Annotated in this window: 21 protein-coding genes; 11 read left to right on the top strand and 10 right to left on the bottom strand. The window is 70.0% G+C overall.

The features are described 5' to 3' along the window. Positions 1 to 828 (bottom strand): HAMP domain-containing protein (locus VEB62_RS12660; RefSeq protein WP_324800182.1); only part of this gene is annotated, 828 nt, incomplete at its 3' end. A 261-nt stretch (positions 829 to 1,089) separates the two neighbouring features. On the opposite strand from VEB62_RS12660, the gene VEB62_RS12655 reads away from it, so the two are divergent. From VEB62_RS12655 to VEB62_RS12645, 3 genes are read left to right on the top strand one after another with little or no spacing between them, the layout of a single operon-like run. Beyond that, positions 1,090 to 1,479, top strand: a complete 390-nt coding sequence (locus tag VEB62_RS12655; protein ID WP_324800179.1) for a hypothetical protein — start codon at positions 1,090 to 1,092, stop codon at positions 1,477 to 1,479. Then, a complete protein-coding gene (locus VEB62_RS12650; RefSeq protein ID WP_324800176.1) occupies positions 1,476 to 1,748 on the top strand; it encodes a DUF5985 family protein in 273 nt (90 codons plus the stop codon). The genes VEB62_RS12655 and VEB62_RS12650 overlap by 4 nt, the downstream gene beginning before the upstream one ends. Further along, positions 1,745 to 2,005 (top strand): DUF5985 family protein, encoded by a 261-nt coding sequence (locus tag VEB62_RS12645; RefSeq protein ID WP_324800173.1) that lies wholly within the window; start codon positions 1,745 to 1,747, stop codon positions 2,003 to 2,005. Before VEB62_RS12650 ends, VEB62_RS12645 begins: the two co-directional genes overlap by 4 nt. A gap of 3 nt (positions 2,006 to 2,008) precedes the next feature. Here VEB62_RS12645 and VEB62_RS12640 read toward each other — a convergent pair whose 3' ends face one another. The 3 genes from VEB62_RS12640 to VEB62_RS12630 all read right to left on the bottom strand — a co-directional run bounded on the left by VEB62_RS12640 (position 2,009) and on the right by VEB62_RS12630 (position 4,967). Then, positions 2,009 to 2,926, bottom strand: a complete 918-nt coding sequence (locus VEB62_RS12640) for a hypothetical protein (RefSeq protein WP_324800170.1) — start codon at positions 2,924 to 2,926, stop codon at positions 2,009 to 2,011. A gap of 112 nt (positions 2,927 to 3,038) precedes the next feature. Continuing rightward, positions 3,039 to 3,749: a GTP cyclohydrolase I FolE gene (gene folE, locus VEB62_RS12635; protein WP_324800167.1), complete on the bottom strand. Its 711-nt coding sequence runs from the start codon at positions 3,747 to 3,749 to the stop codon at positions 3,039 to 3,041. 36 nt (positions 3,750 to 3,785) lie between these two features. Next, positions 3,786 to 4,967 carry a hypothetical protein gene (locus tag VEB62_RS12630; RefSeq protein ID WP_324800164.1) on the bottom strand — a complete coding sequence of 394 codons (1,182 nt, stop codon included), beginning with the start codon at positions 4,965 to 4,967 and terminating at the stop codon, positions 3,786 to 3,788. A gap of 57 nt (positions 4,968 to 5,024) precedes the next feature. On the opposite strand from VEB62_RS12630, the gene fliQ reads away from it, so the two are divergent. From fliQ to flhB, 3 genes are read left to right on the top strand one after another with little or no spacing between them, the layout of a single operon-like run. Further along, positions 5,025 to 5,291: a flagellar biosynthesis protein FliQ gene (gene fliQ / locus VEB62_RS12625; RefSeq protein WP_324800162.1), complete on the top strand. Its 267-nt coding sequence runs from the start codon at positions 5,025 to 5,027 to the stop codon at positions 5,289 to 5,291. Between the two features lie 3 nt (positions 5,292 to 5,294). Beyond that, complete coding sequence (fliR, locus tag VEB62_RS12620; RefSeq protein WP_324800159.1) at positions 5,295 to 6,065, top strand: flagellar biosynthetic protein FliR; 771 nt, start codon at positions 5,295 to 5,297, stop codon at positions 6,063 to 6,065. Continuing rightward, positions 6,058 to 7,128 carry a flagellar biosynthesis protein FlhB gene (gene flhB, locus VEB62_RS12615; RefSeq protein ID WP_324800156.1) on the top strand — a complete coding sequence of 357 codons (1,071 nt, stop codon included), beginning with the start codon at positions 6,058 to 6,060 and terminating at the stop codon, positions 7,126 to 7,128. Before fliR ends, flhB begins: the two co-directional genes overlap by 8 nt. Here the strand turns inward: flhB and VEB62_RS12610 are convergent. Beyond that, positions 7,103 to 7,813, bottom strand: a complete 711-nt coding sequence (locus VEB62_RS12610) for a winged helix-turn-helix transcriptional regulator (RefSeq protein WP_324800153.1) — start codon at positions 7,811 to 7,813, stop codon at positions 7,103 to 7,105. The two genes, flhB and VEB62_RS12610, sit on opposite strands and share 26 nt — an antisense overlap. A gap of 151 nt (positions 7,814 to 7,964) precedes the next feature. Between VEB62_RS12610 and VEB62_RS12605 the strand changes: the two genes are divergently transcribed. Next, entirely contained in the window at positions 7,965 to 9,110 is a 1,146-nt protein-coding gene (locus VEB62_RS12605; protein ID WP_324800151.1) for an acyl-CoA dehydrogenase family protein, read from the top strand. A 184-nt stretch (positions 9,111 to 9,294) separates the two neighbouring features. On the opposite strand, the gene VEB62_RS12600 is transcribed toward VEB62_RS12605, so the two are convergent. After that, positions 9,295 to 10,992, bottom strand: a complete 1,698-nt coding sequence (locus VEB62_RS12600; RefSeq protein WP_324800148.1) for a sensor histidine kinase — start codon at positions 10,990 to 10,992, stop codon at positions 9,295 to 9,297. 185 nt (positions 10,993 to 11,177) lie between these two features. Between VEB62_RS12600 and VEB62_RS12595 the strand changes: the two genes are divergently transcribed. After that, positions 11,178 to 11,615, top strand: a complete 438-nt coding sequence (locus VEB62_RS12595) for a SufE family protein (RefSeq protein WP_324800145.1) — start codon at positions 11,178 to 11,180, stop codon at positions 11,613 to 11,615. Between the two features lie 2 nt (positions 11,616 to 11,617). Here the strand turns inward: VEB62_RS12595 and VEB62_RS12590 are convergent, their stop codons facing one another. Further along, complete coding sequence (locus VEB62_RS12590; RefSeq protein WP_324800142.1) at positions 11,618 to 12,331, bottom strand: DUF6456 domain-containing protein; 714 nt, start codon at positions 12,329 to 12,331, stop codon at positions 11,618 to 11,620. After that, the gene (locus VEB62_RS12585; protein ID WP_324800139.1) at positions 12,328 to 12,684 is read right to left on the bottom strand and encodes a chromosomal replication initiator DnaA; all 357 of its coding nucleotides are present in this window, start codon (positions 12,682 to 12,684) and stop codon (positions 12,328 to 12,330) included. Before VEB62_RS12585 ends, VEB62_RS12590 begins: the two co-directional genes overlap by 4 nt. Before the next feature lie 289 nt (positions 12,685 to 12,973). Here VEB62_RS12585 and ctrA point away from each other — a divergent pair, with 289 nt between their 5' ends. The 3 genes from ctrA to VEB62_RS12570 all read left to right on the top strand — a co-directional run bounded on the left by ctrA (position 12,974) and on the right by VEB62_RS12570 (position 15,635). Then, positions 12,974 to 13,681: a response regulator transcription factor CtrA gene (gene ctrA / locus VEB62_RS12580; protein WP_324800137.1), complete on the top strand. Its 708-nt coding sequence runs from the start codon at positions 12,974 to 12,976 to the stop codon at positions 13,679 to 13,681. 116 nt (positions 13,682 to 13,797) lie between these two features. Continuing rightward, a complete protein-coding gene (locus VEB62_RS12575) occupies positions 13,798 to 15,084 on the top strand; it encodes a DUF418 domain-containing protein (RefSeq protein WP_324800135.1) in 1,287 nt (428 codons plus the stop codon). A gap of 128 nt (positions 15,085 to 15,212) precedes the next feature. Beyond that, positions 15,213 to 15,635: a hypothetical protein gene (locus VEB62_RS12570; RefSeq protein ID WP_324800133.1), complete on the top strand. Its 423-nt coding sequence runs from the start codon at positions 15,213 to 15,215 to the stop codon at positions 15,633 to 15,635. Positions 15,636 to 15,699: 64 nt separating this feature from the next. Here the strand turns inward: VEB62_RS12570 and VEB62_RS12565 are convergent, their stop codons facing one another. Together VEB62_RS12565 and VEB62_RS12560 are read right to left on the bottom strand one after the other, a co-directional pair. Next, entirely contained in the window at positions 15,700 to 17,196 is a 1,497-nt protein-coding gene (locus VEB62_RS12565; protein ID WP_324800185.1) for a DEAD/DEAH box helicase, read from the bottom strand. 338 nt (positions 17,197 to 17,534) lie between these two features. Beyond that, positions 17,535 to 18,188 (bottom strand): DUF1345 domain-containing protein, encoded by a 654-nt coding sequence (locus tag VEB62_RS12560; RefSeq protein WP_324800132.1) that lies wholly within the window; start codon positions 18,186 to 18,188, stop codon positions 17,535 to 17,537. Positions 18,189 to 18,504: the final 316 nt, after the last annotated feature.

Below are 18,504 nucleotides of genomic sequence, written 5' to 3'. Positions count from 1 at the left end.
GGTGCCACTGACGCCTTTCACTTCGGCCTGACCGCCGAGCATTCCTTCGGTACCGACCTCGCGTGCCACGCGCGTGACCTCGGCAGCGAACGAGTTGAGCTGATCCACCATCGTGTTGATGGTCGTCTTCAGCTCGGCGATCTCGCCCCGTACGTCGACCGTGATCTTTCGCGAGAGATCGCCGTTCGCAACGGCGGTGGTCACCTCGGCGATGTTGCGCACCTGTCCGGTCAGATTGGCGGCCATGAAGTTCACGTTGTCGGTCAGGTCCTTCCACGCGCCGGCCACGCCCTTCACGTTCGCCTGACCGCCCAGCTTGCCCTCGGTGCCGACCTCGCGCGCGACCCGGGTCACTTCCGAGGCGAACGAGCCCAGCTGCCCCACCATGGTGTTCACCACCCGGCCGATGCGCAGGAACTCGCCGCGCAGCGGTCGCTCCTCGTTCTCCAGGTCCATGGTCTGGCTCAGATCGCCCTTGGCCACGGCCCCGATCACCCGCGCCATCTCGGCGGTCGGGTGCACCATGTCCGCGATCAGGGTGTTGACGGCGTCCACGCTGGCGGCCCAGGAGCCCGTCGCCGCCGGCACCCGCGCCCGGTTGTTGATCTTGCCCTGCCGCCCGACGGCCTCGCCCAGACGGCTGAACTCCCGGCTCATCCGGTCGTTCAGCTCGACCACGTCGTTGAAGGCTTCGGCCAGCTCGCCGTCGACGCCGGTCAGGTCGCCGGGCAGCCGGACCGAGAAGTCGCCGCGCCTGAAGGCCCTGAAGGCGGCGAGCAATTGGCGCGTGTCGAGAGCGGGTTCGGGAGCCAGGGCGGCGACGGACATTCTTCACCTTCGGAGCGGGTTCGACCCTTAATCCGGAGGTGCAGGACCCATCGATCGCGGCGACAGGGAGGCTCGACCGTCGTCGACCGACTCCCTGGCTCCGATCACCGCATGGCGCTGCTTCCCCCGAACCAATTGCGACAAACCACCGAGCGGGGGCTTGGTTCCCGGGCAGTGTGGTGAATCTCTTGCGTTGCCATTTGGCGGTGTGACGCTAGGGTCCGGCGCCATGTCGCCCCGGTCAGACCGAGCGCCGCGCGCGTGAATACGCCGCCGCCGCCCTTGAGCGCCGACCTCTCGGCCTTCATCGAGAGCGCCGTGCCTTCGGTGTGGGCGCTGGAGACCCTTCTGTTCCTGCGCCGGAACCCCGATGTCGGCTGGGCTCCCGATCGGCTGGTCGCGGAATTGCGCGCCAGCGGGCCGCTGGTGAACGACTGTCTGGCGGTCCTTCAGCGCGCCGGCCTGATCCGCGGCGAGGGCGACGGCGTCCGGTATGCGCCGGCGTCCCCGACGCTCACGGCCCTTTGCGACGAGCTCGAAGCCGCCTACCGTGAGCGTCCGGTCGCCGTCGTCAACACCATCACGCGGCGCCGGTCCGACGCGCTGAAGGGTTTCGCGGACTCGTTCCGCTTTGGGGGGTGGAAGTCGTGACGGGGTGGGGACCGGGGGCCGTCTATGGCCTGTGTCTGCTGACCAGCGCCCTGTGCGCGGCCCTGCTGATCCGGTCGTACGGCCGGTCGCGGCAGCCGCTCCTGCTGTGGAGCGCCGCCTGTTTCTCGCTGCTGGCGATCAACAATCTGCTGGTCGTGCTGGACATGGTGGTCCTGCCGGGGATCGACCTGTCGCTGGCCCGGCAGGTGACGTCCCTGGCGGCGGTCGGAGTGCTGCTCTACGGCTTCATCTGGGAGGTGGACCGTTGAACCTCCCGCTCGTGGCCAGCGGCGCCATCATCATGGGCTACGCCCTGGCGGCCGTCTTCTTCCTCAAGTTCTGGCGCCGCACCGCCGACAGCCTGTTTCTCGCCTTTGCGGCCGCCTTCCTGCTGATGGCCGCCACGCCGCTGCTCACCACCCTGCTCGAGGTGCCCCGGGAGGAGCAGAGCCCGTTCTACCTGCTGCGGCTGCTCGCCTTCCTGATCATCATCGTGGCGATCATCGTCAAGAGCCGGCGGCGGTGAGGCTCAGCGGAGTTCGGGCAGCCGGCGGTTGATCGAGGCGGCAAGTCGTCGACGCCGGTCGCGGAAGGTCTTGCGGCGGCCGCGGGCGACGCAGTGGTCCGGGCGGCCCCAACGACCCCTTACAGCATCCGCCAGATGCTGGTGCCGGTCGTACTGATGCACCACCGGGCTGATCGAGCCGTCGGGGTTCAGGATCAGCCCGTCGTCGCGGACGTGCAGCCCGGCCGACCGCACATCGCCGATGGTGGCGACCCGTTCGTAGTTGGGACGGACGTCTGCATCGACCAGCCCCAGGTGGACCGCCAGATTGCACGCGGCCTGATCCGCGCCGAAGGCCCCGCCCACCTCCGACCTCGGAATCGCGGCCAGCATCAGCAGGGTGCGGCACAGACGGCCGACCTCCACCGCAGGGCCGCAGATAGTGCCGACGCAAAGGCTGGGCCTGTCCGCGATGGCGTCCGCCAGCGGAGCGCCGGCCACCGCGCGCATATGCTTCATGTTGAAGGCATGACCCGCCAGCCCGCCCTGTCCCTCGCTGTAGACTTCCAGGCGGGTGGCCGGTCGGGTGAACGGGTCGCCCTGGAACACCACGTCGCGCACGTCCGTCAGCAGCACCTCCGTCACGGCGGGCCGGCTCGATAGCCATCGGTCATAGGCGGCGAACCGTTCCATGACCGGGTGCGGCGCCCAGGCGTCGCGGGGCAGGGGCGGTTCGCCGATAACCTGATACCGGTCCAGCAGGTCGGCGACGTCCGGCCGGTCGTCGACGTAGAGGGCGACGGCGCCGTCGAAATGGGCGCGCAGCGACCGCACGAACGGCTCAAGGTCGGCCGCCGCGTAACCGGTGGCGTAGCCCAGAACGGCGCGCCGCCCGGCGCTGGCCGGATGGCGGACACGGGGATGCGCGAGAGCGGAACTCAACCAGGAAAGATAGGGAGTCGAGGCTACGGTCACGCCGCCCCGCTAGGGTCGAAGCGTGACAATAAACAGGCGAACTATCTGAATAGCGGCGGTATTTCGGTCACCATCTGTTTCAGCCGCGAACCAGCCGCAGGAACTCCTCGCGCGTCCGGGCGTCGTCGCGGATCATCCCGACCAGATGGCTGGTGATCAGGCTCGTGCCCGGCGCGTTGACGCCGCGCAGCGTCATGCAGCTGTGCTCCGCCTCGATCACCACGCCGACGCCCTGCGGCTTCAGCACCTCCTGGATGGCGCGCGCGATCTCCGCCGTCATCTTTTCCTGGATCTGCAGCCGGCGCGCATAGCCCCGCACCACCCGCGCCAGCTTGGAGATGCCGACCACCCGGTCGGTCGGCAGATAGGCCACGTGCGCCTTGCCGATCACCGGCAGCATGTGGTGCTCGCACACGCTGACGAAGCGGATGTCCTTCAGCACGATCAGCTCGTCATAGCCGCCGACTTCCTCGAAGGTCCGCTCCAGGTATTCGCGCGGATCGACGTCGTAGCCGGCGTACATCTCGCGATAGCTGCGCATCACCCGGTCCGGCGTGTCGACCAGCCCCTCGCGCTCCGGATCGTCGCCGGTCCAGCGGATCAGCGTCCGCACCGCCGCCCGCACCTCGTCCTCGCCCGGCAGGTCGATCTCGGGCCGCTTCCCGCCGCGCTTCGGCAGCGGCGTTCCCGCCGCCCGCGCCAGCGCCTCCCGCTCGACCCAGCTGCCGTCGCAGTCCTCGCCGTGGGCGTGAGCGTGGCCATGATCAGGGGAGGGGCGGGCGTCTTCCATGGCGGCATCCTGGGGCTGACAAGCGTGTCAGGTCGATTATGCGCCCTTAGACCGCGAAGCCGGCGAGAGTTCCAGTCCAAGATCGTCCGCCACGAACTGGATGCGCCGGCGGATGGACGCCGAACGGTCGTCCTTCAGCATCGCCAGCAGAAGGCCGGGGGTCTCGATATCCCGCCTGAGCCGCACCAAACCCTCGGCGGCCACGCGCCTGACCGCCGCCGACCGGTCGTGAGCGGTCAGCGCGATCAGGGCCTCAACCGGCTGTGGTCTGTGGATCGGGCGCGAGGCGAAACGGGGAACGCGCCGGCTCAGATTATAGGTCTTGTCGATCCACTGCCGGTCATACCCGATCCGCCGGGAGGCCTTGCCCTCGATCAGCGTGCGCGCGGCGATGACACGAACGGCGGGATTCTCGGCCCGGGTCGCGAATTCCACCAGTCGGTGATCCAGCAGGTCTCGCGCGAGGACGTGACTGAACGCCCTGCTGACCAGTCCCGAGCGGCCGGAGAGGATCAGCCCCGCCAGCGCCTCGACCACGTCCGGACGTGCAAAGGCCTCATCGAGGAGGGCGATCTCCGCCTCGCCCCGCCGCCAGAAGGACTTGCGTTGCGTCAGAAAGAGCGCGGCCTCGGCGACCGCATCGACCGGCGCCGACGCGAACACTCGCATGGCGCAGGCCTGCGCGGCCAACCGCACGGGTCCAACCCAGTCGTTGAGCCGATAGGCGACCGCCGTGAGCACGAAGGCGCTCCGGGTGGAAACCAGCTGCTTCAGGGCCGCTTCGCGAATGTACCCGTCCGGGCAAAACAGGAAGATGACGTCCAGTCCCGGGATTCGCTTCAGCTGGGATAGCGCCTTGCTGCGGTTCGGCTGGCGGGGCCTCCAGGTCGCGGTGTCCACCGGCGCACCGACCGGCCAGCCGAACATGTTGCGGCGGCGTTTCGGCAAGGGCGCGTCCACCCATTCGAGCATGCTCACCCACACCCCGAGGGCCGAGTAGACGCTGTCGACCTTCGAAGGCGGCAACGCCTCAAGCGCCTCAACGCATCGCCGGGCGGCTTGCTGGTCCGGCTCGTCGCGCAGCAGGGCCGCACTCAGCGGCCCCAGGGTGGCGATAACCGGGGGCGGGAGATCATAGGTCGGTGGGTAGGTCACGCCTTGTTCTACCACGCCGCGGGCTGCTGCGAACAACAGCTCCGCTAACGCCTCGTTAACCACACTCCCGGCACTTTCTGCCCAGTGCGGCCCGGCGGGCCAGGGCGTGATTCGGGGCGGTTGATGAACGGCGCGGAAGTTCTGGATGTGGGCCGCGACGCCCTGTGGCTGACCATCCAGCTGTGCGCCCCCATCCTGATCGTCGGCCTCGTCGTCGGCGTGGTCATCGGCCTGTTCCAGGCCCTGACCCAGATCCAGGAACAGACCCTGGTCTACGCCCCCAAGATCATCGCCATCTTCGTCTCCCTGCTGCTGTTCCTGCCGCTGATGGGCTCCCTGCTGGGCGGCTTCATGCGGACCATCGCCGCGCGCATCGCCGGCATGTAGCCAGTGGAGCCCTACGCCACCGCCGACCAGGTCTGGCAGGGGGCCATGATCTTCGCGCGCATCGGCGCGGTCCTGCTGATGCTGCCCGGCGTGGGCGAGAGCTATGTGCCGCCGCGCATCCGCCTGTCGCTGGCCCTGGTGGTGTCCCTGGCCCTGTGGCCGGTGGTCTCGGGCAGCCTGCCTCCCCTGCCGGAGACCCTGGGGGGCATGGCCGGCTGGATCATCCGCGAGGTCATCGTCGGCCTGGCCATCGGGGCCCTGCTGCGCAGCTTCCTGACCGTGCTGGCCACCGCTGGCGAGGTGGTGGCGCTGCAGACCACCCTGGCCTTCGCCCAGACCGCCAACCCGATGCAGGCCCAGCCGGGCAGCACCATCTCGGCCTTCCTGATGCTGCTCGGCACGACCCTGATCTTCGCCACCAACACCCACCACCTGTTCATCGCCGGCCTGGTCGGCTCCTATGAGCTGATCGCGCCCGTCCGGCCGCTGGTCACCGGCGACTTCGCCACCCTGGCCATCAAGACCCTCGGCGACGCCTTCATGCTGGGCATCCAGCTGTCGGCGCCCGTGCTGGTCTTCGCCATCATCTTCAACCTGGCGTCCGGCCTCGTCGGCCGCGTCATGCCCGCCTTCCAGGTCTATTTCGCCGCCGCCCCGCTCAGCATCATCCTGGGCCTGTCGGTCTTCGCCCTCAGCCTCGGCGTGATGGGAACGGTCTTCATCGACCGCTACCGCGCCCTGGCCGGTGTTTTCGCGGGGGGCGCCGGTGGCTGACGCGCCCGATCCCGAGTCGAAAACAGAAGAGGCGACCCCGCGAAAACTCGCGGACGCGAGGAAAAAGGGCGACGTCGCCAAGTCGCCCGACGTGGCCTCGGCCCTGTCCCTGATGGGGGCGGCCGCGGTCATCCTGATGTCCGGCGGCTGGTTCGCCACCTCCATCGCCGGCCAGCTCCTGCCCTTCATCGCCGAGCCGCACGCCATGACCGGCGGCCTCGAGACCGGCGCCGGGATCGAGATCGGGGCCCAGGCGCTGTGGGCCGTCGCCCCCTTCCTCGGCGCCGTCATGCTGGCCACCATCCTCGGCGGCGCTGGCGGCAACCTGGCCCAGTCCGGCCTGATCTTCACGGCCGAGAAACTCAAGCCCGACTGGTCGAAGGTCAGCCCGCTGAAGGGCTTCCAGCGCATCTTCGGCCCCGACGGCCTGGTCCAGTTCATCAAGACCTTCCTCAAGCTGATCGCCGTCGGCCTGATCTGCTGGCTGGTGCTCAAGCCGCACGTGCGCGAGCTCGAGAATCTCGCCGCCATGTCGCCGGCCCTGATCCTGCCGTTCACCCGCGACCTCGCCATCGCCCTGATGGTCTCGGCCCTGGTCTTCCTCGGCTTCACCGCCGGGGCCGACTACATCTGGCAGCGCTTCCGCTTCGCCGAGCGGATGAAGATGTCCAAGGAAGAGCTGAAGGAGGACTACAAACAGTCCGAGGGCGACCCGCACGTGAAGGCCAGGCTGAAGCAGATCCGGGCCCAGCGCAGCCGCCAGCGGATGATGCAGAACGTGCCGAAAGCCACGGTCATCGTCACCAACCCGACCCACTATTCCGTGGCCCTGCGCTACGACACCGGCGACGCGGCCCCGGTCTGCGTCGCCAAGGGCGTCGACGCCCTGGCCCTGCGCATCCGCGAGGTGGCCCGGGAACACGCCGTGCCGATCGTCGAGAACGTCCCCCTGGCCCGCGCCCTCTACGCCGCCGTCGACGTCGACGAGACCATCCCGCGCGAGCATTTCGAAGCGGCGGCCAAGGTCATCGGCTTCGTCATGCAGCGACGGAAGGGGCGTTGAATCCCGGCGCATAGCGGGCGAACGGGCTCAGGCCCAGCCAGGTCTGCATGTCCGCGGCCAGCCTGTCGTCGCCGGTCGACACCATCCGCCCCTCGTCCAGCGCCCGCCGGACGGTATCGTGACCCATCCAGATCGCCGTCATGGTGCGCAGGTCGACGCTGACATACAGATCGACGTCGAAGCCGGGATCGGCCGTGCAGAGGTCCACGCCGGTTTCCGGATCGACCAGCAGCCAGGCGTTCCGCTGGCTGGCCGGCAGCTCGGGATAGATGAACTGGATCACCACGCGTCGGCGCGGCATCGGCGTGGTGTCCAGATTGCGGTGCATGTCCCACATCAGCAGCTGGACATCGAGATGCTCCAGCGACACGTCCGCCTTGACCCGCCGCTGCCCCCAGATGCCGAAGGCCTCGACGATCGGCTGAAGCTCCTTGCCCGCCTCGGTCAGCCGGTATTCCACCGCCCCCGACGCGCTGGTGACCTTGGCCACCACCCCCGCCTCCTGCAGGTCCCTCAGCCGCTGCGCCAGCAGGGCCGGCGACATCCTCGGCACGCCGCGTCTCAGGTCGTTGAACCGTGTCGATCCGGCCAGCAATTCCCGCAGCAGCACGATGGTCCACCGCGTGCTCAACACCTCGGCCGCCATGGCGACCGGACAGAACTGCCGATAGCTTCCCTGGGCCATCGCATCCTCCCTCGAAGAGGCGCAGGATAACGCCGATCGGGCGCGTCAGACAGTACAGTATCTGTAGCGCCCCGATTCAGTTGTTGAACTGGAGACGGCGGGGCCAACCCGTCACACCATTGTCCTCACACGGATCAGACGAGGGTGTTCGATGTCCATTTCTCCTGTAGCCGCCCTTGAGACGGCCCCGATCGACTGGCTGGCCCGCGCCGACGCGGTCTGCGCCCTGCTGGCGGGCAACGCGGCCCGGCACGACGCCGACGACAGTTTCGTCGCCGAAAACTATGCGCGGCTGAAGGCCGAAGGCTTCTTCGGCGCCCACGTCCCCGCTGAGCTGGGCGGCGGAGGGGCCGACTATGCCGAGCTCGCCGCGGTTATCCGTCGCCTCGGCTCGGCCTGCGGCTCGACGGCGCTGACCTACTCGATGCATTCGCACCTCGTCGCCGTCGCGGCGTGGCGCTGGAAGCATCAGAACGCTCCCACCGAAGGCCTGCTCCGGCGTGTCGCCGCCGAGGACCTGGTGCTGGTCTCCAGCGGCGGCACGGACTGGCTGAAGAGCGCCGGAACCGCCGTCAAGGTCGAGGGCGGCTTCCGCATCACCGCCCGCAAGATCTTCTCCAGCGGCTGCCTCGCCGGCGACCTGCTGATGACCAGCGCCGTTTACGACGATCCCGAGGCCGGCCCGACCGTGCTGCATTTCGGCGTGCCGTTCTCCGCCGACGGCGTCTCCATCCGCGAGACCTGGCGGGTCATGGGCATGCGCGGCACCGGCTCGCACGACGTCGAACTGAACGAGGTCTTCGTGGCCGACGCCGCCATCGCCGGGCGGCGGCCCCAGGGCAAATGGCATCCGCTGTTCCACGCCATCAGCATGCTGGCCTTCCCGCTGATCTATTCGGCCTATCTCGGCGTGGCCGAGGGCGCGCGGGCCAGGGCGCTCGAGGTCGCCCGGCGCCGGCCGGCCGACGAGGGCCTGTTCCAGCTGGTGGGCGAGATGGAGAACGCCTTCGCCGCCGCCGGGGGCGCGCTCGAGCGGATGATCCGACTTGCCGAAAGCGGCGCGCCCGGTCCGGAGAGCACCAGCCAGGCCATGATCGGCCGCACCCTGACGGGCGAGGCGTCGATCCGCACCGTGGAGCTGGCCCTGGAAGTCGCCGGCGGCGCCGCCTTCCACCGCGACCTCGGCATCGAGCGCGCGTTCCGCGACGTGCAGGGGGCCCGCTTCCATCCGCTGCAGCAGAAGCCCCAGCTCCGCTACACCGGCCGGCTGGCCCTCGGGCTGGATATCGACGGCTGAGGTTCTCAACCCCTTCCTGGATCGTCACCCTCGGGCTTGACCCGAGGGCCAGACCGTCCGGTGCTGCGTCAGAAGTCTTGCGGTCACGCTCGCCGGGCCGTCTCTAACGCACAGCTCGCCCCCACGTCTGATCCTCGGGTCAAGCCCGAGGATGACGGAGGGGGAAGGGCAGGGCGGCGTCCCCCTACTTCCCGCCCGCCACCGGCAGGGCGATGATCTCGGCCCCGCCCTCCGGGGCCGCCGCCCGGGCCGCCTGCGCCACCGGCAGGCGGACCGTCACCGCCGTGCCTTCGCCCAGGGTGCTTTCGATGCTCATGCGCCCGCCGTGCAGTTCGGCGAAGGCGCGCACCAGCGACAGGCCCAGGCCCGTGCCCTGGCGGCGCTGCTCGATGGCGCCGGCCTGCTCGAACGGCCGGCCCAGCCGGCGCACATCCTCGGGCGAAATGCCGACGCCCGTGTCGGCGATCACCATCTCCAGATAGGGGCCGATCGCCTCGACCGTGACGGTGACGGCGCCGCCCGCCGGGGTGAATTTCACGGCGTTGGACAGCAGGTTCAGGGCGATCTGCTTGATGGCGCGCTTGTCCGCCGAGACGTCGACCGGCTCGGCCGGAAGCACGCCGGTCAGGGTCACGCCCTTCTCTTCGGCCGTGACCCGCACCAGGGCGATCGCGGCCGACACCAGCTCGCGGGCGTCGAACCGCTCCAGCGTCAGCACGTACCGCTCGGCCTCGATCTTGGACACGTCCAGCACGTCGTTGATCAGATCCAGCAGGTGGCCGCCGGCCTCGTGAATATTGTCGACATAGGCGGCGTAACGTTCGGGCATCGGCCCGAACAGCCGCTGGCGCATGATGTCGGAGAAGCCCAGCACGGCGTTGAGCGGCGTCCTCAGCTCGTGGCTCATATTGGCCAGGAAGCGGGTCTTGCCCGCCTCGCGCGCCTCGGCCTCGCCCCGCGCCGCCTCCAGCCCGAGTTCGCGGGCGTACTGGCCGGTGCCGTCGAAGGCCTGGGCGATCAGCCGGGGCGCATCGTACTCGGGGCCGTCCAGCCGCCTCAGGATCAGTTGCACCCGCCGGTCCAGCGCCAGTCTCGGCGCGAAGGTGGTCGCGGCGTCGAGCCCCTGCAGGGCCCGGTCGATGGCGGCCAGCAGGCGGGGACGGTCGGGGGCGTGCACCGCCGCGACCAGCCCCTGCTCGAACAGGGGATCGACCGGCAGGGCGGGCGGGGGGGCGCCATAGGCCGCCAGCACCCGACCCGAGCGCTCCAGCACCAGCGTCAGCCCCGGCTGCGCCATCAGCAGGCGCCCGATCTTGGCGGTGTTGATCTCGGCCGCGGCCATCCGCTCCTCGTTCTGTCGCCACGACAGCCGCACCGCCAGCGCGGCCGCCCCCGCCGTCAGCACCGCGGAGATCGCCGTCAGCACCGGCAGATGCGGCCAGGGGCCGCCCAGCCAGGCCGAGAACAGCCCGGCCAGCGCCGCGACGCCCACCGCCAGGGCGCCGGCCTGAACCGGCCGCACCCCGCCCAGGGCCAGGCCCGCCGCCAGCGGCAGGAAGATGAAGCCGGCCAGCGGCCCGGTCAGCCCGCCCGACAGGCTCGCCGCGACCAGGGCCGACAGCCCCCACAGGCCCAGCAGCGTCATCCGTTCGCGCGGTCCGTCGTTCTGCAGCAGGCTCAGTCCCGTCACGCCGGGCACCACCATGGCCAGCACGGCGTAGAAGACCGGTCCCTCGACCCCGCCCAGCCAGCGGCCGCCCAGCGCCAGCAGCGCCGCGGCCACGGCCCAGGCGGCGTGCCATGCGGCCAGCCCCGCGCGGTCGCCGCGCAACCGGCGGCCGGTCGGCGTCTCCGGTGCGGCGATGTCGGCGGGCAGGGTCAAGGGTGGCTATGGACCGGAAGCTGGAGGCGACCCGACAGGGACGCCCGGGCGAAGAGCCTAGCCCTCCGGGCGAGTCGCCAAAAGCGCGCACCCTTCTGAGGAGAGCCCCGAAGGGCCGGAACGGCGGATTTCTGGGGAGCGACGCGGCGGTTGTTGTTAATGCCGTGGCGGCTTATCTGCCCTCCATGACCTCCGCCGCCGCCATCGACGTCCCGATCGACGCCACCCTCGCCGAATTGGTCGAGGAGTTCGACCTTCTCGGGGACTGGGAAGGGCGCATCGAATACGTCATCGAGCTGGGCAAGGATCTGGAGCCCCTTCCGGACGCCGACCGGGTCGAGGCCAACAAGGTGCCGGGCTGCGCCGCCCAGGTCTGGCTGGCCGTCCGGCGCGACGGCGGCCGGCTGCGGTTCCTGGCCGACAGCGACAGCGCCCTGTCCAAGGGCAATATCGCCCTGCTGCTCCGCCTCTATTCCGACCGGACGCCGGCCGAGATCCTCGCCTTCGACGCCCGCGCCGCCCTCGACCGGCTGGGCCTGCCGTCGGCCCTGACGCGGCAGCGCGCCAACGGGCTGAACGCCATGGTCGGCCGCATCCGCGAGGCGGCCCTGGCCGCCGGCTGACCTCAGCCGATCCGGTAGTGGGCCGCCAGCGCCCGCAGGCCCGCCTTCAGCATCGCCTTGCCCGTCCGCCGGCGCAGGCCCAGCCCCTGCTCGGCCGCCTGAAGGGCGCTGGCGCGGAGGCAGACCAGCTCGACCATCGCCCGCGCGGACCCGCAGGCCGCCAGCGCCGCCTCGACCCGGCGCGCCGCCGCCAGGGCCCGGTCGCCCGGCTCGACCCGCGCCGCCGAGCCCCCGCCCGAGCGGGGCAGGGCGTCCCAGCGCATGGTCAGGGAAGGGCCGGCCAGCGCGATCTCGGCGTCGGCCGCCAGCCGCTCGGCCGCGGCCCGTTCGGCCCGCTCGATCCACGGCCGTCCCGTCGCGTCGCGTCGCCCGGCCAGCCAGGCGATGGGCGAACAGGCCAGGTTGGCGCGATGCGTCTGCATCCGTCCGTCGCCGTCCATCACCGCCCGCACGCCTTCGATGACCCCGGGACGGCCCGGCGCCGGCGCCGGCGCCGGCGGACCCCCCGCCCGCCGCGCGATCCAGCCGCCGCCCGGCCGCGCCCGCAGCCCCGGATCCCCGATCAGTCGCCGGAAGCCCGCCTCGTCGATCGTCATCATCGGCCGCGTCCGCCGGTCCGCCCCGATGCGCAGGACGTAGCCGCCGCCCGCCGTCGCCTCGATCCAGCCGCCCGGCCGCGCCAGCAGCCGCCGGGCCCGTCCCGGCTCACCGCTCACGCCGGCAGCTCGCACGACGGCGCCTCCAGCAGGTCCTTCACGCACCGCTCCAGCCGCTCCAGCAGCTCGTCGAAGGTTGAGCGGTCCCGCCCGTCTTCGGCCCAGCGGCACGCCGCCGCCGCCGTCGCCCGGTTCAGCCCGAAGGCGTGCCCGACCCGGTCCATCGGCCAGCCGAACGTCACATAGGCCAGATACATGGCCAGCCAGCGCGCCCGGCAGGCCCTGCCCTCCAGTCGCGCCCGCGTCTCCATCCGCTCCCTGGGCACGCCCGTCGAGGCGGCGACCAGCTGCAGGGCCAGCCCCGCCTTGATCCTGTCCGCTTCCCGGACCGGCACCTGATACGCTTCTTCCACCTGATCTCTCCCATCGTCGCCGGAGCGCCCTCGTCGTCGGCGTCCGTGATAGGAATATATGTCTACGATCCGTCGAAATCGGACGTATCCCCGGGGCGGGGACGGGAAATCGCCAGAAAAAGATCACCGTCTTGACTCGGACTCTCGACGCCGATTCGCAAATCAGCCTACGATTCGCCTCGATCTCCCGTTAACCTTTCTTAAGGTTTTCGCTGGTTAACGTTCGAACAAGGTTACCCGGAAACGGGACAGTTTCATTTATCGTCAAGCTATGCCTCGGAGGGCATCAATGCGCGTCCTGCTAATCGAAGATGACCACGCGACCGCGCAGAGCATCGAGCTTATGCTGAAGTCGGAAGGCTTCAATGTTTACACGACCGACCTCGGCGAAGAAGGCATCGACCTCGGCAAGATCTATGACTACGACCTGATCCTGCTTGACCTGAACCTCCCCGACATGAACGGCCTCGAGGTTCTGCGCCAGCTGCGCGTCGGCAAGGTCAACACCCCGGTGATGATCCTGTCGGGCTCCTCGGAGATCGAGACCAAGGTCAAGACCTTCGGCGGCGGCGCCGACGACTACATGACCAAGCCCTTCCACAAGGACGAGCTGATCGCGCGCACCCACGCCGTGGTCCGCCGCTCCAAGGGCCACGCCCAGGCCATCATCCACACCGGCGAGATCGCCGTGAACCTGGACGGCAAGACGGTCGAGGTGAACGGTCACCGCGTCCACCTGACGGGCAAGGAATACCAGATGCTGGAGCTCCTCTCCCTGCGTAAGGGCACGACCCTGACCAAGGAGATGTTCCTCAACCACCTCTACGGCGGCATGGACGAGCCCGAGCTGAAGATCATCGACGTCTTCATCTGCAAGCTGCGCAAGAAGCTGGCCACGGCCGCCGGCGGCAAACACTACATCGAGACCGTCTGGGGCCGCGGCTACGTGCTGCGCGACCCGTCGGAATCCTCCGCCCCGGTCACCGTCGCCGCCTGACCGGCCGGCAATCCACGGACTGAAACGCCCGCCGGAGTGACCCGGCGGGCGTTTTTCGTTCGCGTTGGCGTCGCCGCGAACACCCGCTAGTCTGGTTCCGATCCCGGGGGAGCGGCATGACCGACCAGCTTTCAGCGCCCGTGGCGCCGCAGGACCGGCTCGAGGTCCTGGATGTCCTGCGCGGCTTCGCCCTGTGCGGCATCCTGCTGATGAACATCATGCTGATGGGCAGCAGCCGCGCAGGCCGTCCGGCCCTGCCCGCGGTCGCCGGTTCCCCGGACTGGACCGTCTGGTTCGTCCAGTCGGTCGGTTTCGAGGGCACGATGCGGGGCCTGTTCACCCTGCTGTTCGGGACCGGCATCCTGCTGATGACCCGGCGCGACGGCGCCGACACGGCGGACGTCTATTTTCGCCGGTGCCTGATGCTGATGGCCTTCGGCCTGGCCAATGTGCTGGTCTTCCTGTTCCCGGGCGACATCCTGTTTATGTACGGCGTCACCGGCCTGTTCCTGTTCGTGTTCCGCAAGGCCCGTCCCCGCACCCTGCTGGTTCTCGCGGGCGTTCTCCTGCTGGCCCTGTCGGCCAAGGGGATCGCCGACCTCCGGCCCCACGCCCTGGAGATGCGGGAGGCGCGCGTCCTCGCCGAGGCGCAGGCGGCCGGGCGCATCCTGTCGGAGGCGGAGCGGGAGAAGGCCGGAAACTGGACGCGGGCGCTCGAACGCCAGACCACGGAGTCGCCCCGCGCGGCCCGGGAGCGCGAGCAGCGCACCGGCGGCTGGCTGTCGGTGATGGGCTGGAGCTGGACCTGGTGGACGCAGGTGGTGGTGGCCGGCCTGCTGATCGACATCCTTGTCGAGTCCGCCGCCTTCATGCTCATCGGCATGGCCCTGTTCAAGCTTGGCGTGCTGACCGGCGAGCGCTCGTGGCGCGTCTACGCCCTGATGGCCGCCGGCGGATATGCGGTCGGCCTGCCGCTGAATATCTGGGAGGCCGTGACCGACTGGAACAACGGCTTCAGGCCCGATGTCTGGATCACCGGCGCGACCTACCAGCTGGATCGCCTCGCCATGACCATCGGCCATCTCGGCCTTGTCCTGTTGCTGTGGAAGGCGGGCGCGCTCGGCCGGATCGGCCAGGGCTTCAGGGCCATCGGCCGCCTCGGCCTGACCAACTACCTCGGCCAGTCGGCGATCGCGGCCATCCTGTTCTACGGGTTCGGCCTGTGGGATCGTCTCGGCTGGGCCCAGCTGTGGGGCGTCTGCGTCGGGGTCTGGGTGTTCCAGGCCCTGTTCAGCCTGCTTTACCTGCGGCGGTTCTCGATCGGTCCGGCGGAATGGCTTTTGCGCAGCGTGGCTTACGGCCGTCGCCAGTCGATGCGGCTCGCCCTCCGCGTCGCCGGATGAAAAACCATTGGTTGACGAACTCCCGGATAGGTGGGCTCCTGTCTCGCCGTTCCGGCGGCCGGGGCGATCTCGTCCGCGCAGATAATCAGGCCGGGCTTCCGGACCGCCCCGCCGGGAGAAACCCAGCCATGATCAGAATATCCGCCGCCGTAATCGCCGTCGCCGCCCTTCTGGGCGCCGCCGGAACCGCCGCCGCCGGGCCGTGCGACAAGCTCGCCGGGGCCCGCTGGGTCCACTACATCGACGGCGGCGACCCCGCCCGGGCCGGCGTCAGCGTTCTCGATTTCCGCTCCGGCGTGGTCGGCGCAACCATCCTCGCCACCGCCGGGCCCACCCCGTTCCCCCCGTCCAACCCGTCCGCCCCCTACGGCGGCTCCTACATCCAGCAGGTCACCGCCTGCACGGAGGAGGGGAATGTCGCGACGGTGATCATCAATGTGGGGGCCAGCGTCCTGTTCACCGTCGCGGAGGACGGCGAGTCGGCCACCACCGTGGGCGGCCAGAACCTGCCCGGCATGACCGGCTGGGCCGTCCGCGACCCGACGATCTGACCCCGCACGACAACGCCCGCCGGATTTCTCCGGCGGGCGTCATGACGTTCAGAAACCGGAAGACCTAGGCCTTGGCGTAGCCCTGTCCGCCGTTCGACGGACGCCGGCGGCGCGGCCGGCGCTTGATCTCGCCGTCCGGCTTGGCCGCCACGGCCACGGCTGCGCCGCTCCCGCCGCCGCCATGCCGCGGGTCGTTGTTCGACTGACGCGGACGCTCGCGCGCCAGCGGATCGAAGGCGCGCTCCGGCGTCGGCCGGACGTCGCGGCCCGGACCGGGCTTGCGGACGCGGTGCGGTTGCCCGCCGCCTTCCAGCTTGACGCCGTCGCGGCGCGGATTGCGGTTGCGGTGCTCGCCGCGTCCCCGGCCGTCGCGCTCCTCGCGGTCGGGCATGGTCGCCTTGGAGCCGACGCCGGCCGCCATGATCGAGGCGTCCAGCAGGCCCAGGGCCTTGTCGTTGCGGCGGTCGATGGCCGGAATCTTCTGGCGCGTGACCTTCTCGATGTCGCGCAGCAGCTTCATCTCGTCGCCGGCCACGAAGCTGATCGCCGTGCCGTCGGCGCCGGCGCGGGCCGTGCGGCCGATGCGGTGCACATAGGCTTCGGGCACGAACGGCAGCTCGAAGTTGACCACGTGCGAGACGCCGTCGACGTCGATGCCGCGCGCCGCGATGTCGGTCGCCACCAGCACCCGCAGCTTGCCCGCCTTGAAGGCGGCCAGGGTGCGTTCGCGCTGCGGCTGGCTCTTGTTGCCGTGGATGGCGCCGGCCTCGACGCCGCCGGCCTCCAGATAGGCGGCCACCTTGTCGGCGCCGTGCTTGGTCTTGGTGAAGACCAGGCAGCGGGTGAAGGTCGCGTCCGAGAACATCTCGGTCAGCAGGGCGCGCTTGCGGCCCTGTTCGATGTGGATCACCGACTGGTTGATGCGCTGCACGGTGGTCGCCTGCGGCGTCACCTGGACCTTGACCGGGTCCTTGAGCAGCTCGCCGGCCAGCTTGCCGATCTCGGTCGGCATGGTGGCCGAGAAGAACAGGTTCTGGCGCTTGGCCGGGATACGGCTGACGATCTGGCGGATCGGCTTGACGAAGCCGAGGTCCAGCATCTGGTCGGCCTCGTCGAGGACGAAGATCTCGGTGCGGCTCAGGTCCAGCGTCTTCTGCTGCATATGGTCCAGCAGGCGGCCGGGCGTGGCGACCAGGACGTCGAGGCCCTGTTGCAGCGCGCGCTCCTGCGGCCCGTATTTCACGCCGCCGAAGATCACGGCGACGCGGAAACCGAGGTGTTTGCCGTAGGTCTTGAAGCTTTCGGCGATCTGGCTGGCCAGTTCGCGGGTCGGCGACAGGATCAGCACCCGCGAGGTGCGGGGCACCGGCGGCGTGCGGTTGGCAGCCAGCCGGTGCAGGATCGGCAGGGCGAAGGCCGCGGTCTTGCCGGTGCCGGTCTGGGCGATGCCCAGCAGATCCTTGCCGGCCATGACGTCGGGGATGGCCTGGACCTGGATCGGCGTCGGCGTCGTATAGCCTTCCGAGGCCAGCGCCTGGAGGAGGGCCGGATTCAGGCCCATGGTGTCGAAGGTCTTGTTGCTCACTTGGAACGTTTCTTTCGCGTGCGGCGGCGCGCAACAGCCATGGCTCAACGCCGGTAAGGCCGCGCACCGCCAGTCCCGAACGAGCCCCTGAATGGGGCCGGCGGGGTGGATCGGGCGCCGCCCCGCGTGTCCGGGCAGCGAATGAATCTTGAGGGCCGGCCGCTGCTACAGTCAGGTCTTCGGCTTCTGAAGACCCACACGCGCTGGAGCGCACCGGTAATCGCAATTGTGCGACGCAGCGTAACTGGGCTTTCAATGCGGCCAAGTCAAGGCGTGGAGGCCGGTCGTATGCGACCGGCCGACGCCTCTTCAGGTTAACCGCGTCCCAGCAACCCCACCGCCAGATTGACCGACAGCGCCACGATCACGGTGTTGAACACGAAGGCCGTCACGCTGTGCACGGTCGAGATGCGCCGCAACCGCTTGCTGATGATCTGCACGTCGGCGGTCTGCGCCGCCACGCCGATGATCAGCGAGAAATGCAGAAAGTCCCAATAGTCGGGCTCCTCGCCGCCCGGGAACAGCAGCCCGCCGGCGTCGCCGCCCGCGGCCGGGGCGTACCAGGCGTGGGCGTAGTGGAAGGCGAAGATCACATGGGTGAAGATCCATGACAGCGCCACCGTGACCAGCGCCAGCGTGGCCGTCGTCACGTCCGCGGTTCCCCCCGCCGCCCGCGCCGCCTCGCCGATCACCACCGCCACGCTGGCCAGCGCCGCGACCAGCGCCAGCGGCAGCACCGCCGGCCCCGCCTCGTCCAGCGCCGCCGCATGGCGGCGGATCCCGTCGGTCGTGCGCGCCCGCGCCACCTTGGCCAGGCTCTCGACCAGGAACAGCGCCACGCCCAGGTCCCATCCCAGGGCGAGCCGCGACAGCCAGCTCGCGGACAGCGGCCAGACCAGACTCGACGCCGCGACAGCCAGCGCCAGCGCCAGCGCCCGGTGCAGACGGATCCAGGACAGGGGTTTCACCGGGGGATGATGCGCCGGGCGGCGGTTTCCGCAAGGGGGCGGCCAACGGGTCGCCGCCCGCGCCGCCCCCTCCGTCCGGCCCGCTGATCGCGGCCCGGCCACCGCCCCACGGGGTGGGGAGGTGAAACCCGTCCTCACCTCCCCATCGCAGATGGGGAGGGACCGCCAGAACGGCGGTGGAGGGGGCGGCGCCGGCCGGAAGTGATGAGCAAACAGCTTGTCGACGCCCGCGCCGCCCCCTCCGTCCGGCCCGCTGATCGCGGCCCGGCCACCTCCCCACGGGGTGGGGAGGTGAAACCCGTCCTCACCTCCCCAT

The sequence above is a fragment of the Brevundimonas sp. genome, from assembly GCF_035626975.1.
Taxonomy (GTDB): domain Bacteria; phylum Pseudomonadota; class Alphaproteobacteria; order Caulobacterales; family Caulobacteraceae; genus Brevundimonas.
This window is presented reverse-complemented; position numbering and strand designations above follow the sequence as displayed.